Below are 16119 nucleotides of genomic sequence, written 5' to 3'. Positions count from 1 at the left end.
CACAGGGCATAAGCGAAGCAAAACTATAAGCTAGAAATTTTAATATGGACAATAGATAAAAATTTTATAATAGTATAGAACAACAGAAGTTTATAGATTGTAGCAATTAAAAAACTTTAGAATATATTATAATTACATATAGTAAAAGGGGTGGGTATATGGATAGTTTGCTGTCAGGAATAAGTGCAATATCTATTAAAGATATAATTATGATAGTAATTGGATGCATACTAATTTACTTAGCTATATACAAAAAATTTGAACCAACTCTGTTACTTCCTATGGGGTTTGGAGTAATAATGGCTAATTTACCATTGTCAGGAGCTATAACTCAATTGTTTGGAGATAGTAAGGTAGTTGGTATATTAGATTTACTATTTTCACAAGGAATAGCAACGGAACTATTTCCACTTTTAATATTTATAGGAATAGGTTCAATGATTGATTTTGAACCACTACTTCAAAAGCCATTTACAATATTTTTAGGAGCAGCAGCTCAACTTGGAATATTTTTAACTATAATAGTAGCTTTAATATTTGGATTTGACTTAAAAGAAGCTGCATCTATAGGAATAATAGGGGCTGCTGATGGACCGACTTCTATATTTGTAGCATCTCAACTTGCCAAGAATTTACTTGGACCAATATCTGTAGCAGCATATTCTTATATGGCACTAGTGCCTATCATTCAGCCATTTGCTATAAAACTTGTTACAACAAAGGAAGAAAGAATGATAAGAATGAGTTATACTCAAGGCAAAGTATCTAAAAGAACTAAAATATTATTTCCTATAGTAGTTACAGTAATAGCAGGGATAATAGCACCACAATCAATACCTCTTATTGGATTTTTAATGTTTGGTAACCTAATGAAAGAATCAGGTGTTGTAGATGGATTATCTAAATCTGCTCAAAATGAACTTGTAAATATTTGTACAATATTACTAGGTCTATCTATAGCATCAACTATGAAAGGTGACGATTTTCTAAAAACATCTACATTACTTATAATGTGTATGGGACTTATAGCATTTATATTTGATACAATAGGTGGAGTATTATTTGTAAAAATTATAAATATATTTAAAAAAGAAAAGATAAATCCAATGATTGGAGCAGCTGGTATATCTGCATTTCCAATGTCAGCTAGAGTAGTTCAAAAGTTAGCTACAAAGGAAGACCCTCAAAATTTTATATTAATGTATTCAGTAAGTGCTAATGTATCAGGTCAAATAGCGTCTGTTATAGCTGGTGGCCTTATACTTGGACTATTATCTTAAGGGGGATATATTATGATTGAGGGATTAAAATTAATGGCTATCGGAATGTGTGGTGTATTTTTAGTTACGGGTATAATTTATTTTGCTATAAAGATATTAAATAATTTTGATAAATAAATTGATTAAAGTCCTCTTAAATAAGAGGATTTTTTTGTACTAAAAATGCAAATACTTACCTAGAGAGGTGAAAATATGATAAGAAATCGTAAAGTAAAAGATCCAATAGTAGCTATAACAAAAGGCATGAGTGAAGGTAGATCCTTAGAAAAAGCTCTAGATTTACTTCCTATGGATAAGATTATAAAAAAGGGAGATAAAGTAATAATAACTCCTAATTGGGTAAAAGATAAAGCACCTAAAGATGGTGTAGTTGTAGGTCCTAAAACTTTGAAAAAGCTTATACAATACATAAAAACAAAAGAACCATCAAAAATAGTTATAGCAACTGGGTCAGGAGGAGCTAAAACTCCTGATGTTATGAAAAGTGTTGGATATGACAAAATAATAGAAGAAGAAAATTTAGAATTTGTAGATATGAATTATGGACCATTTATAGATTTAGAACTAAATCATGAAATAATAAAATCTACTCCTATAAATGAAGTTATAAAGGATGCTGATGTTATAATTTCATTTACTCAATTAAAATACCATGAAGAAGCTACAGTAACTGCAGCCATTAAAAATATAGCTATGGGTTACCCTCCTGCAAGTATTCATGGATACCCTAAAAAGCAAACTGGAATTCATGAAGACTTACATGGTTTTATAAGATGCTTTGCAAAAAAAGTTCCAATAGACTTATCAATTATTAGCTTAGACAAGGCAATGATAGGAACTGGACCTAGTGATGGTATGGCAGTTGATACACCTGGCCTTGTAATAGCATCAACAGACCCAGTAGCAGCAGATAGTATAGGAGCAAGATTACTTGGATTTTTACCGCAAGCAGTTTGTTATTTATATGGATTATATAAAGATGGATTAGGAGAAGCTAGACCTGAGAATATGACAATACTAGGACTTGATTTAATCGAAGCTGAAAAAATATTTAGCAAATGTGCATATGGTAAAAAGGATGCTCGATTAGATAAAGATAAGCTTAAAGATATTCATGGTAATTAAAAATTTTATAAGAATTAAAAAGTAAAACTGTGAAATAATAAACTTAGAAATAAAACCAAAAGGATGTGGCAATATGACTCATAAGAAAAGACCAAGTACAGAAAAGATGTATGATTATAAGAAGGAAAAAGTGGAGTTTGCAAGAGAACTAGGAGTAAATGGAGCTAATAACACAGAAGTGAATGCAAAAATGGCAGCTCAAGACGAAGCAAAATATAGCAAAGAAACTATGAATAGAAAACATAAATTTGTAAACCCACAAGAATCAGAAAATCATAGATATTAAAAAGAAACTCTAGTAGTTTATCTGCTAGAGTTTCTTTTTTACTTTTTTCTTAACTTTTTTCACTATTTTTTTCTTAGGTGATTTAGATCGATATAAATCTTTAGCTATAGATAATTCTGGATTGATAATATTTTGAGCTTCTTCTCCTGCATCTGCTTCACAAGTGTCTCTAATTGATGAAGCGAATGCTAGTTGTTCACCTAGTACAATTAAAAAACCAGCTAAGTTATCTAAATCATCATTGTCATCTACTTCTTGTGCTATTATAGCTGCTATTATACTTACTAAAAATATGTACTGATTACCAATTTCTTTACATCCATTTTTTATATCGCACATTCTTTTAGTACGAAATTTATTTTTAGGCATTTTACCTCCATCAATAAAATATTGTTGTTTTATAATATGAAAAAATTTAAATATATGTTACTAAAAATAAATTTGAAATTTAAGTTTATATAATATATAATATTTAAATAAAATTAATAAGACAGTTCGCAAGCCTCCTGTCTATAAATAAAACTACGGTGAAAAGTATTTTATTATGCTTAATTTTTATTAAAAAACCGTAGCCCATAACTATGGTTTATTTTATTTTAAAACAATAGTTATGAGTGTAGTAACGGATATGACTGAAGTGGCAGTGATGTTATATCGTGACATAAATTTTACCTAAATAGGCTTAATATATTTTAGGGAGAAAAAGTATGACATCAAAAACAAAAAAAATAACTAGAATAGGTGTAGTTGCAGCCTTATATGCAACAATAACATTAGTCCTTGGGTCTATAAGCTATGGACCAATACAATTTAGAATATCAGAGGTAATGACTCTACTTCCGTTATTTGGAAAAGAATATATACTATCACTTACAATAGGTTGTTTTCTAGCAAATGTAATAGGTCCTTATGGAGTACCTGATATTATACTTGGAACATTAGCTACACTTATAAGTGTATATTTAGTATATTTAACAGGAAAACATATGAAAGATAAAAAAGGATACTTAATAATAGCATCATTGTGGCCAACTATAGTAAATGCTATAATAATAGGTGGAGTAATGTTACATGGATTATTTAAATTGCCATTAATTCTTTCTATTTTACAGGTAGGATTTGGACAATTTGTGGTAATAACTATAATAGGTGTTCCTTTATTTAGATTTTTAAATAATAAATATTCAAAATTATTAAAGGATATATTAGCTTAATATATCCTTTAATTAATAGTTAGGAGATAAAATGGAAGAGGTAAAAAACACAAAATTAATAGGTATAGGAAATGAAGGTATAAAAAAACTAGAAGAAGTTGAAAGTAAAATAGTAGAAAAAATAGATACAGAAAAAATAAATATAAACAAAGATGTAGATAAAGACTATGTAAGAGCATTACTTGATGGAGTTGATATATTACTTTTAACTTACAGTAGTGAAGATAAGCAATCTCTTCAAATAGTTAATGCAATAGGATATATGGCTGATGAAAGACGAGTATTATGTATAGGTCTTGATTTAAGTGATAAAGAAAATAAAAATGAGATAAAAATAAATAGAGAAATAAAGATAAACAATGATAACACAGATTCTTTATTAAATATAATAGATATGATAATAGACTCTATATCTGATGAATGTACTATAAGTATAGATTTAACAGATATAAAAGAAGGACTAGCTAGTGATATGGGGATAAAATACTCATATGGTGAATTTGATAAGAATGATACAGTAGAAGAAATAGCAAATAAACTTGAAGAAAATTCTATAAAAACTAGTGATGAATTAACTGGGAAAAAGTTAATGATATTAGTTGAAATGGGCTCAATATATGATATTTTATATCTAAATGAATTATTAAATGCTATACAAGATAAGAGTGATGACTCATACGAAGCAATATTCTCTTTATATTTAAAAGAAGACTTAGGAGAAAAAATAAAAGTTTCATTAATATATAACTAATAAATAAATTTTTCTAAGAGCTATCTTAATATAAATTAAAAAATAAAATTTATATTAAGGTAGCTCTTTATAGATTAACATACTTATAGTTACAAACTTATAATCTAACGATTATTTTGAGTAGTGGATGTATCATAAGAGGTAGAAAGGATACACGATTGGTGATATGAAATACTTCTTAATACGTTGTTTATACAAAGTAAATTTTATATATAAATTTTGCTAAAATATAGCAATATTAAGGGATTAGATTAGTTGACTAATGTAAAAAAATAATATATTATATAAAGTATTGTGTAATAAAAAATTCTGAGTAAAGAAAGGAAGTAATCAAATGCTACAAGTTACTAATGTTGGACTTAGATTTGGTGATAAAGAGTTATTCAAAGATGTTAACTTAAAATTCACTAAAGGTAATTGTTACGGGATAATAGGTGCTAATGGTGCAGGAAAATCAACTTTCCTAAAGATATTAGCTGGTGATATAGAAGCAAACACAGGAAGTGTATCTATAACAGAAAAAGAGAGAATGTCAGTTTTAAGACAGGACCACTTCAAATATGAAGAAGATACGGTTTTAAATGTTGTTATAATGGGACATGAAAGACTATATCAAATAATGCAAGAAAAAGATGCATTATACATGAAGCCAGATTTCTCTGAAGAAGATGGTATAAAAGCTGCTGAACTTGAAGGAGAGTTTGCTGAACTTGATGGATGGGATGCAGAAACTAATGCAGAAAGATTATTAATGGGTCTTGGTATAACTAAAGACTTACACTACAAGCAAATGAAAGAATTAACAGGTGGAGAAAAGGTTAAAGTATTACTTGCTCAAGCATTATTTGGTAAACCTGAAATACTAATAATGGACGAACCTACAAACCACTTAGACTTCCAATCAATAAACTGGTTAAATAATTTCATAATGGATTTAGAAGATTCTATCGTAATAGTTGTATCACACGACAGACACTTCTTAAACCAAATATGTACAAATATAGTTGACGTTGACTTTGGTAAGATACAAATGTACGTTGGTAACTACGATTTCTGGTATGAGTCAAGCCAATTAGCATTACAACTTGCTAAAGATCAAAACAAAAAAGCTGAAGAAAAAATAGCTCAATTAAAAGAGTTCATCGCAAGATTCAGTTCAAATGCGTCAAAAGCAAAGCAAGCAACATCTAGAAAGAAACAATTAGAAAAAATACAAGTTGAAGAAATACAACCATCTAGAAGAAGATATCCATATGTTGGATTCACTCCTGAAAGAGAAATAGGAAATGAAGTTTTAGAGGTTGAAGGATTAACTAAAACTGTAGATGGTGTTAAAGTTTTAGATAATGTATCATTTAGATTAGATAGAGAAGATAAAGTAGCATTTATGGGAGATGAAATAGCTATAACTACTTTATTCAATATATTAATGGGAGAAGATACTGCTGATAGCGGTACATTTAAGTGGGGAGTTACAACTTCTCAAAGTTATCTTCCTAAAAACCACAACCAATACTTCGATGGTGTAGAATACTCATTAGTTGATTGGTTAAGACAATACTCTGAAGAAAAGAGTGAAAGTTTCATAAGAGGATTCTTAGGAAGAATGTTATTCTCTGGTGAAGAAGCTTTAAAACAAGCTCAAGTTTTATCTGGAGGAGAAAAAGTTAGATGTATGTTATCAAAACTTATGTTATCAAATGCTAACGTTTTAGTTTTAGATGACCCAACTAACCACTTAGACCTAGAATCTATAACTTCTGTAAACAAAGGTTTAGAGAAATTCCCAGGAGTATTATTATTCAACTCTCATGACCAAGAGATGATACAAACTCTTGCAAACAGAATAATAGAGATAACTCCAGGTGGAATAATGGACAGAAAGACTACTTTAGAAGAGTATCTTGAAAATAAAGATATACAAGCTCAATTAAAGAAAATGTATGAGCTTCAAAATGCATAATTTATAGTATATAATTATAAATTGTATATTTAATAAATTAAAACTTAATTATTATAGGTTTTAAAGTACCTTTTATATTTGATAAGATGGTGTTCTACTTATTCAAATATAGGAGGTATTTTTTTATAATCTAATATATGATTTTGGACAAATATTTGTGTATAAGTTCAACTGAAATAAATGAATATTTAAAGAAACTTAATTAGACTAGATGAATATATAATAAAGGGTATATCTTATAGATTAAAATTTGATACAAATATCTGTATTTTATCTATAAGGTATGATAAAATATATGATATTATTTTATATAAAAAATAATTTTTATATTTAAAAATTAAAGGAGAGTAATATGAGACGAGTTGACTTAATGAGCAGATCTACAATCTTAGTAACTATGCTAAGTGTTGTATATGCTCTTATAGACATGAAGATAATATTTTTAGCACCTATATTAACAATATCTATACCTTATAGATTTATGAAACATAAAGAAGAAGGAAGATATACGGAAAATAGAAAAATACTAAATAACTTATTTTTATTTAACTTAATTGTATTTATAGGAGTATCAATTATAACAAATAGAATGAGTACAGAAATATTCGAGATTATAGCAAATATAATGATAACATTTATTTATTTTAAAATATTATCTATGATATACAAAAAAAGAGAAGCATTATACAAGAATCCTCAAATATTATATGATAAAATAAATAATCAGATAAATGCATTAAAAGTGCTGTATGAACAAACTGAAGAAGGTATGAAAAATGCTGAAACAGAAAAAGCTAGAAATTCAATGGAAGTTAAGTTAAATACTATAAGATATAAAATAGATGAATTAAAAAGACAATCAGAGCTTATAAAAGCTCAAATAGAGTCTAAAAATAATAATCAGAAGACTAAATAATAAAATTTTTTTATAAAAACAACCTATAAAAGTAGCTTACTTTATAGGTTGTTTTTATAATTATAAGATATATAGTTTTTATTATAAAATAAATAGCATTTAAGTTAAGAATATTTATAGATAAATATTCTTAACTTAAATGTTTTATAGGGGCAAAAATTGAAGTTATATTATCAGAAATATATTGATATCTTATAAAAGGTTTATTAGATATATTTTTATCTATTATAGGTTTACTCCAATTCATTCCAAAATCATCTGATTGACAAATAAATAAATCAAAGTATTCAACCCATTGTATATATAGTGTGGAGTTTTTCTTTATTATACTTGGAAATAAGCACATAACATCCTTACTTATAATAGACTCTTGATTTATTTTTAAAACATTATTTTCTAAACTTATATTAATATATTTGCAATAATATTTATTATCATGGTTTTCTGAAAAAGCTATGTGATAGTTATTATTTTCATCTTGTAAAACAGATAAATATATCTTATTCTTATTTGATTTAGTTATTTGGATAGGATTAGACCAAGAATAAGAATTTAAATCAAAGATAGATACAAATAATTCTTCAAAGTTATCCACTAGTTTAAAGTAAAATATAATAGGCTTGTTATTTGAGTAGGCAACAACAAAATTACTAAGAATGTTAAAGTCTATAAAATCTATTGTATTTTTTATAAAAATATTATCATCTTCATATATATGAATTAGATTTGCTAAAAGAGGTATACTTTTGTTTATTGAGCAATATATAGTATGTTTTATATTCTCTATATGTTTCGTATATGGAAACTTGATAATAAAGTTTTTATAATCATATTTTATTATAGTATGAGTATCAACATTATCTTTTTCTAGAGTTAAGTTTAATATTTTTCCTTTTTTATCATTTATCACTCCATAGATATTGTCTTTTTCATTTGTATCTAGCCAGATATCTACAAAAGAATAGTCTCCATCAAATAATTTTTTAGATATTAAGGTATTAGTTTTATTACTTATCTTGGTAAATACTATATCCTTATCTAGGTCGAAGTAGTATAAGTCGTTGTTATTTTTTTTAATTAATATATTTGTTTTATTTATAAAAGACATAACTATCCTCCCAAAAATGTTTATACTAATATTTATATTAAAATATGTAAATTTATACATATATTAATAGTAATTATTAAATAGAGAATTTAAATTAGTAACATGTATCTTATAAAATCATATATTTTATTAAGAAGAGATTGTAATCTTTTCAAAATAAATACAGGAGAGGACAGATGACATGAGTGAAATAAAAGACAATAAAGGTGTAGAAGAAGTAAAACAAAATGGATCTAATGAACCAGAGAATTTATGTTGTACGTGTCAAACTGGTCCAACAACTATAACAAACGAAAGTCAATGCAAAGAACAATGTTGTAGACCTAAAACTATTATATGCCAAGATATAAGAGAAGCAAAATGTATACCTGCATTAATAGATAGAATATATGATTATGTATGCTTAGAAAGTGAACAAACAAGATGTGCTAAAGATAAAACATTTGAAATAATATGGGCAGGTACAGAAAATTGGAATGATTTAGTAGGAAAAGAAGTATGTATAAATACTATAACTTTACAATATGATTGTTTAGGAATAAAAAATGAAAATATAGAAACTGAAATAGGTCTTAATCAAACTGTAACTTTACAGAAAGATCCATGTTCAGAATGTAGCAATCCTAAATGTCCACAGATATATACTGAATATAATGGAAGTATACCTTGTTCAGGTAAAGGTTGTTGTGAAAATGGAAGAACTAGAAAAGTGTGTCAATCAGATATAATTCCAGATTCTTGTTTCTTGTATATTATAGTAGAAGGTACTGCAGGATGTATACCTTTTAAAGCACAATATCTTGTAGATAACTTAGCTAAGGTTGATGGTTCAGGATTAGGTTTTAAATATGTTGATTTCTTCGGTCAAGTATGTTTACCAGATGATAGAAAAAAAGTAAATTTAAGAGCAACATTTGATGTATGTGTATCAGTACCTTGTGTAGCACCAAAAGGTGCTATAAAAAATATTACACCAGTAGAACCAGTACAACCAGTAGAACCACCAGTACATGATGCAGTAATGATGGCACGTGTACCTCTGTATTCAGCTGATTATGGATTTGATGCTAATATATTTGCATCACTTTTAGTAACTGAAAAATTATATGTAGTTGTAAAGGATGAAGTGGCAGTATATACAACACCTAACACATTAAGTTGTACTAATGGAGGTTTTACATTTAACTGTAAAACAGAATAGAAATATTATATCTTCATATATATGAATTAGATTTGCTAAGAGAGGTATATTTTTATTTATGGAGTAGTATATAGTATGTTTTATATTCGATATATGGAAACTTTATAATAAAGTTTTTATAATTATACTTTATTATAGAATGAGTATCAATATTATATTTTTCTAGATTTAAGTTTAATATTTTTCTTTTTTTATCATTCCATAGATATCGTATTTTTTATTTGTATCTAGTCATATATCTACAAAAGAATAGCTTCCATCAAATAATTTTTTAGATATTAAGGTATTTTTTTATTGATATATTTATTTTATTTATAAAAGACATAACTATCCTCTTAAAAATATTTATACTAATATTCCTATTAAAATATGTAAATTTATGCATATTTTTAATAGAAATTCTAAATTAGTAACATGTATCCTATAAAATCATATATTTTATTAAGAAGAGATTGTATTCTTTTCAAAATAAATACAGGAGAGGATAGATGACATGAGTGAAATAAAAGACAATAAAGGTGTAGAAGAAGTAAAACAAAATGGATCTAACGAACCAGATAATTTATGTTGTACTTGTCAAACTGGTCCAACAACTATAACAAACGAAAGCCAATGTCAAGGACAATGTTGCATACCTAAAACTATTATATGCCCAGATATAAGAGAAGCAAAATGTATACCTGCATTAATAGAGAGAATATATGATTATGTATATTTAGAAAATGAGCAAACAAGATGTGCTAAAGATAAAACATTTGGAATAATATGGGCAGATACAGAAAACATAAATGAATTAGTAGGAAAAGAAGTATGTATAAATACTATAACTTTACAATATGATTGTTTAGGAATACAAAATGGAAATATAGAAACTGAAATAGGTCTTAATCAAACTGTACTTTTAAATTACGATCCATGTTCACAATGTAGTAATCCTACATGTCAGCAGATAAATACAGAATATAATGGAAGTATACCTTGTGCAGGTAAAGGTTGTTGTGAAAATGGAAGAACTAGAAAAGTGTGTCAATCAGATATAACTCCAGGTTCTTGCTTATTGTATATTATAGTAGAAGGTACTGCAGGATGTATACCTTTTAAAGCACAATATCTTGTAAACAACTTAGCGGATAATGCTAATCCAGGAGATAATGCTGATCCAGGATTAGGTTTTAAAGATGTTGATTTCTTCGGTCAAGTATGTTTACCAGATGATAGAAAAAAAGTAAATTTAAGAGCAATATTTGATGTATGCTTATCAGTGCCATGTGTAGCACCAAAAAGTGTTGTAGGAGAAATTGCAACAGTAAAACCACCATATTATGGATTTGATGCTAATATATTTGCATCACTTTTAGTAACTGAAAAATTATATGTAGTTGTAAAAGATGAAGTGGCAGTATATACAACACCTAACACATTAAGTTGTACTAATGGAGGTTTTACATCTAATTGTAAAACAGAATAGTAATATTTAGGTATAAGGCTCATTAAAAAATGAGCCTTATATTTATGTAATAAAATATAGTTCATAAACATATATATAATGAGAATAATTTTAGTTATAAAAGTTAGTTGTAAAGGAGTGTGCATAAATGCAGAAAATTTATAATAACAGATCGATAGAAAAGATATTTAATACTATTAAAGAATTAGTAGATGCTTCTTCAAATAAGGAAAAAGTTTCTGTTGATTTAGAAATTACAACTACAGATGGATATACAAATAAAATACAAATAAATAAAGAAAATGAGAAAAATTTAGCAATTAAGAAGAACTTAATAATGAATGATAATGTGGCAATATCAATGGATAATATAACTAAAATTAAGATATTAAATAACAATGATAATCCTAATTTTAAGAAATTATTAATTCAAGAGATAAAAGACAGTACTATAGATGAGGAAAATAATTATAGATATGATTCTAATATTGGATATTCTAGAGCATTTTTAAATAAATCAAAAGATAAAAATATCGAGGATTACATAAGACGAAATTATAAAAATATAAAAAATATAAATTATAATGCAATAAAAAATGATAATAAAATAAGTAGTATAGAAAATATAACAAGTGAAGAAGTTCTAAAACATAACACTGATTTAGATGTAAACACTAAAAAATCTTTGAAAAATATAGAATTAGAGAAAAGTGAAAAAGGTGTAGTAGAAAATATAACAAGTGAAAAAAAGAATATAGTAAAAGATATAAAAATAGAAAAGAAAAAAGTATTAACTACTAACTGTGAAGATGTGGAAGTTTCAAAACCTATAAAAACTAATAAAATTGGTGTATTGTCTGATATTAATACTCAAAATTATAATGTAGTAATAAATCAATCAAAGACAAAAGTTGTAAAGGAATTAAACCAAAATAAATTAACATCAGTTAGAGATATAGAGTCTACTTATGTAAATAACGTAATAAAAGATATAGACATAAATGAACAAATAATAAAACCAGAGACGGTAGAGTTATTAATTATAGGTCCTATGAATAAGTATTTAAATAAGGAAGAAATACAAAATAGACCTTTAAGAGTAGACCCGACAGGAGAAGGATATATAGGAGTTGTATTAGATGATGGAACATTTGAACCTATTAAAGCAAGTATAGAAACTTTTACTATAATTCCTAGTGAAGCTAAGAATATATTGGCTAATATTGAAGGTGAAAATATATCAAATAGGGTAGTAAGCGATATTAATATAGAAAAAGATGAGTTTGTAAATTCTATAGATGTTGATTATGATAATAATGTATTAACACATAAAAAGGAAGATATAAAACCTCTAAAAGATATTTTAAAAACATCAAATGCAATTGTAAATAATATAATCAATGAAAATGATACAATCTCAGTAGTTACAAAACAAGGAAGTGAATATATAAATAATATAAAAGATATTAAGCATGATACAGTATCAAATATATTAGGTGTAGAAACGGTTGAAGTTGTAAAATCTATAGATATTTCAAAAGATTATGGAGAATTTGTAGAAAAGGTTAAATTAAATAAAGACTCTGTAAATGTTGTAAATGATATAGATGTTAAAGAGGAGAAAGTTGCAAGTTGTATTAATGAAAAGATAAAAGGAAATTTAGAATTTGTAAGAAATGGAATTATGTTAGTTGAAGATGACGGAGAACTTACTATTTACTCTACAAATAAAATAAGTTCTATAAATCAGTAATTAAAAATATTATAATAAGGGCATCATAAATATTTGATGTCTTTTTCTGTTATAAATAAATAGTTAGATGTACATAATTTTAATAAAAAATGGAAGGGGTATACTATGTCACATATAACGGCTAAAAATGCTTATAAAAGCTTGGAAGAAAGAATAAATAAATTTCCACAGGGGGCTCCTCCGTCGAAAACTTTGTATCAAATTTTAAGTATATTATTTACAGAAGAAGAAGCAAGGTTAGTAGCTAAGCTTCCTATAAAAGCATTTAGGGTAAAAACTGCAGCAAATATATGGAATGTAAGTCAAAGTGAAGCATATAAAATATTAGATAATTTAGCTAAAAAAGCATTAATATTAGATATAGAAGATGATAAGGGAAAAAAATACATATTACCGCCTCCAATGGCTGGTTTTTTTGAGTTTTCAATGATGAGAACTAGACATGATATAGATCAAAAACTTTTAGCAGAGCTTTATTATCAATATATAAATGAAGAAGAAGACTTTATAAAGGAATTATTTTATTCAACAGATACTAAGCTAGGTAGAGTATATGTACAAGAAGAAGTATTAACTAATGAAAATGAAGTTACAATTTTAGATTACGAAAGAGCAACGCATATAATAGAAGAATCAAAACATATTGGTATAAGTATGTGTTACTGTAGGCATAGAATGAGCCACGTAGGAAAGGCATGTGATGCGCCTATGGATATATGCATGACTTTTAATAATACAGCAAACTCTTTAATAAATAATAATTTTGCAAGAAGGGTAGATGCATCTGAGTGTAAGGAGCTTCTTCATCAGGCTTATGAAAATAACTTAGTTCAATGTGGAGAGAATGTAAGAAGTGGAGTAACATTTATATGTAATTGTTGTGGATGTTGTTGTGAAGCATTAGTAGCAGCAAAACGATTTGGAAATATGAATCCAGTTCAGACAACTAGTTTTATACCACAGATAAACTACGATTCTTGCATAAACTGTGGCAAGTGTGTAAAGATTTGTCCAATAGATGCTATAAGTAAATCAATTGAAAATAACAAAGAAGTTGTAAAAATCGATGAAGATAGATGTTTAGGGTGTGGAGTATGCGTTAGAAATTGTCATAAAAAAAGTATTACACTTAGAAAACGTAAGGAAAAAATAATAACACCAGCAAATTCTGTGCATAGAGCAGTTTTAATGGCTATTGAAAAAGGTCAGTTACAAAATCTTATATTTGATAATGAAGCTTTAGCTAGTCATAGAGCTATGGGTGCAATTTTATCTAGCATATTAAACTTAGAACCAGCTAAAAGAGCCTTAGCTAATGAACAATTAAAGTCGACTTACCTAGATAGACTACTTAGTATAAAAAAACCTGAACGAAAAAAATCAAATTAATTAAAATAATATGATATTATAATAATATAAAAATAGGTTAAGGTGGGAGAATGTTTATGGATAAATATGTAAATTGGGTAAATGAGACTAAAATACAAAATACTATAAAATCATTAGAAAGTAATAATATGAAAGGTTACCTTGCAAATGATAAAGACGAGCTTATAAAAATAATAGATTCTCTTACAAATGAAGGTGATACAGTTAGTTGCGGAGGATCTATGACATTAATTGAAACAGGTGTTATAGATCATTTAAGAAGTCAAAGATTTAATTTTATAGATAGATATGAAGAAAACTTAACTAAAGAAGATTTAAAAGAATTATATAGAAAGACTTTTAGTGCAGATGCTTTTTTTACTAGTACTAATGCTATAACAGAAAATGGAGAGTTATACAATGTAGATGGTAATGGAAATAGGGTAGCAGCTATGCTTTATGGACCAGATAAAGTTATAGTAGTAGTGGGAGTTAATAAAATAGTAAAAAATATTAATGAAGCGGTAGAGCGCAATAAAAGTATGTGTGCCCCTGCGAATGCTAAAAGGCTAAATACTAATACACCATGTAAAATAAAAGGGTATTGTATGGATTGTAGTAGCTCAGATAGAATATGCTGTGAGTATACAATTATAAAAAGACAAAGAACTGCAAATAGAATTCATGTAATATTTTTAAACGAAAACTTTGGTTATTAATAAAAATAAAGGATATATTAAAATAAAGGTATATCCTTTTGTATATATAATATATATCATAAAGGTTAAGTTTAAAGGAGGTTTCATGAGAAAAGCAAAACTTATATACAATCCAAATTCAGGTGAAAAATCAATAGTAAATAGCTTGGATTTTATAATAAGTATATATCAAAAGCATAACATTATACTTATACCATATAGAATAGATAAAAATGAGTATATAGAAAAAGCCTTTTTAGATATAGATGATACATATGAACATTTAATAATAGCAGGTGGAGATGGAACAATAGACATAGTAATAAACACTATGAAAAATTTAAATATAAACCTACCAGTGGGTATACTTCCAGTTGGTACTGCTAATGATTTTGCACATTCTTTAGGATTAGAATTTGATATAAAAAAAGCAGTAAATAATATTATAAATTCTAAGCCAAGAAATTTTGATATAGGAAAAATAAATGATAAGTATTTTATAAATGTAGCAAGCGCAGGAATGTTTACAGATGTATCTCAAAAGATAAATCCTGATTTTAAAAACTATATGGGAAAAGTGGCATATTATATAGCAGGAATAGAGGAAGCGCTTCATCTTAGAGCTTTTAATATAAAAGTAAAATCTGAGGAAGTAGAGTATAAAGGCAAGATGTATCTCATGTTAGTTTTTAATGGAAAAACTGCAGGAAATCTAAATTTAGCATATAAAGCTGAGTTAGATGATGGATATTTAGATGTAATTATTTTTAAAGATATGCCAATTCCAAAATCTATACCAGTATTTATAAATGTATTAAAGGGAGAGCATTTAGAAAATTTAAATGAGGATGATGATATATTATATTTTAAAACTAAGGAAATATACATTGAATGTGTAGATGGGTTAATTACAGATATTGATGGTGAAAAGGGGCCTGATTTCCCTCTGGATATAAAATGTATAGAAGATGGGTTAGAAATACTAGGGATACAAGAATAAACTTACAAT

16 protein-coding genes are annotated in these 16119 nt (G+C 26.7%); 14 read left to right on the top strand and 2 right to left on the bottom strand.

Going from position 1 to position 16119, the window contains the following annotated elements:
• Positions 1 to 158 precede the first annotated feature (158 nt).
• The 4 genes from CRIB_RS07370 (at position 159) to CRIB_RS07360 (ending at position 2691) form a co-directional block, all read left to right on the top strand.
• Positions 159 to 1280: a sodium ion-translocating decarboxylase subunit beta gene (locus CRIB_RS07370; RefSeq protein WP_180701748.1), complete on the top strand. Its 1122-nt coding sequence runs from the start codon at positions 159 to 161 to the stop codon at positions 1278 to 1280.
• 12 nt (positions 1281 to 1292) lie between these two features.
• Positions 1293 to 1397, top strand: a complete 105-nt coding sequence (locus CRIB_RS12740) for an OadG-related small transporter subunit (protein WP_279386147.1) — start codon at positions 1293 to 1295, stop codon at positions 1395 to 1397.
• A gap of 75 nt (positions 1398 to 1472) precedes the next feature.
• Complete coding sequence (locus CRIB_RS07365; RefSeq protein ID WP_180701747.1) at positions 1473 to 2405, top strand: DUF362 domain-containing protein; 933 nt, start codon at positions 1473 to 1475, stop codon at positions 2403 to 2405.
• A gap of 73 nt (positions 2406 to 2478) precedes the next feature.
• Entirely contained in the window at positions 2479 to 2691 is a 213-nt protein-coding gene (locus CRIB_RS07360; RefSeq protein ID WP_180701746.1) for a hypothetical protein, read from the top strand.
• 24 nt (positions 2692 to 2715) lie between these two features.
• Here the strand turns inward: CRIB_RS07360 and CRIB_RS07355 are convergent, their stop codons facing one another.
• Positions 2716 to 3060, bottom strand: coding sequence for a hypothetical protein (locus tag CRIB_RS07355; protein WP_180701745.1), 345 nt, complete (start codon positions 3058 to 3060; stop codon positions 2716 to 2718).
• Between the two features lie 338 nt (positions 3061 to 3398).
• On the opposite strand from CRIB_RS07355, the gene CRIB_RS07350 reads away from it, so the two are divergent.
• The 4 genes from CRIB_RS07350 to CRIB_RS07335 all read left to right on the top strand — a co-directional run bounded on the left by CRIB_RS07350 (position 3399) and on the right by CRIB_RS07335 (position 7535).
• Positions 3399 to 3905 carry a QueT transporter family protein gene (locus CRIB_RS07350; RefSeq protein ID WP_180701744.1) on the top strand — a complete coding sequence of 169 codons (507 nt, stop codon included), beginning with the start codon at positions 3399 to 3401 and terminating at the stop codon, positions 3903 to 3905.
• 31 nt (positions 3906 to 3936) lie between these two features.
• Positions 3937 to 4656: an FtsZ/tubulin family protein gene (locus tag CRIB_RS07345; RefSeq protein ID WP_180701743.1), complete on the top strand. Its 720-nt coding sequence runs from the start codon at positions 3937 to 3939 to the stop codon at positions 4654 to 4656.
• Positions 4657 to 4990: 334 nt separating this feature from the next.
• Positions 4991 to 6619, top strand: a complete 1629-nt coding sequence (locus tag CRIB_RS07340; protein ID WP_180701742.1) for an ABC-F family ATP-binding cassette domain-containing protein — start codon at positions 4991 to 4993, stop codon at positions 6617 to 6619.
• Between the two features lie 352 nt (positions 6620 to 6971).
• Positions 6972 to 7535, top strand: coding sequence for a hypothetical protein (locus tag CRIB_RS07335; RefSeq protein ID WP_180701741.1), 564 nt, complete (start codon positions 6972 to 6974; stop codon positions 7533 to 7535).
• Positions 7536 to 7665: 130 nt separating this feature from the next.
• Here the strand turns inward: CRIB_RS07335 and CRIB_RS07330 are convergent, their stop codons facing one another.
• Complete coding sequence (locus CRIB_RS07330; RefSeq protein ID WP_180701740.1) at positions 7666 to 8643, bottom strand: hypothetical protein; 978 nt, start codon at positions 8641 to 8643, stop codon at positions 7666 to 7668.
• A 181-nt stretch (positions 8644 to 8824) separates the two neighbouring features.
• Here CRIB_RS07330 and CRIB_RS07325 point away from each other — a divergent pair, with 181 nt between their 5' ends.
• The 6 genes from CRIB_RS07325 (at position 8825) to CRIB_RS07300 (ending at position 16110) form a co-directional block, all read left to right on the top strand.
• Entirely contained in the window at positions 8825 to 9844 is a 1020-nt protein-coding gene (locus CRIB_RS07325; protein WP_180701739.1) for a hypothetical protein, read from the top strand.
• A gap of 493 nt (positions 9845 to 10337) precedes the next feature.
• On the top strand, positions 10338 to 11312 hold the full coding sequence (locus tag CRIB_RS07320; protein ID WP_180701738.1) for a hypothetical protein: 975 nt from the start codon (positions 10338 to 10340) through the stop codon (positions 11310 to 11312).
• 127 nt (positions 11313 to 11439) lie between these two features.
• Positions 11440 to 13044 carry a hypothetical protein gene (locus tag CRIB_RS07315; protein WP_180701737.1) on the top strand — a complete coding sequence of 535 codons (1605 nt, stop codon included), beginning with the start codon at positions 11440 to 11442 and terminating at the stop codon, positions 13042 to 13044.
• A gap of 105 nt (positions 13045 to 13149) precedes the next feature.
• The gene (locus tag CRIB_RS07310; RefSeq protein WP_180701736.1) at positions 13150 to 14433 is read left to right on the top strand and encodes a 4Fe-4S dicluster domain-containing protein; all 1284 of its coding nucleotides are present in this window, start codon (positions 13150 to 13152) and stop codon (positions 14431 to 14433) included.
• Positions 14434 to 14489: 56 nt separating this feature from the next.
• A complete protein-coding gene (locus CRIB_RS07305; protein ID WP_180701735.1) occupies positions 14490 to 15131 on the top strand; it encodes a lactate utilization protein in 642 nt (213 codons plus the stop codon).
• Between the two features lie 85 nt (positions 15132 to 15216).
• A complete protein-coding gene (locus tag CRIB_RS07300) occupies positions 15217 to 16110 on the top strand; it encodes a YegS/Rv2252/BmrU family lipid kinase (protein WP_180701734.1) in 894 nt (297 codons plus the stop codon).
• The last annotated feature ends 9 nt before the right edge of the window (positions 16111 to 16119 follow it).

Origin of the sequence: Romboutsia ilealis, assembly GCF_900015215.1 — a bacterium.
Classification (GTDB): Bacteria; Bacillota; Clostridia; order Peptostreptococcales; family Peptostreptococcaceae; genus Romboutsia; species Romboutsia ilealis.
Note: the sequence above shows the minus strand (reverse complement) of the source record. Positions and strands in the feature narration are given on the sequence as shown.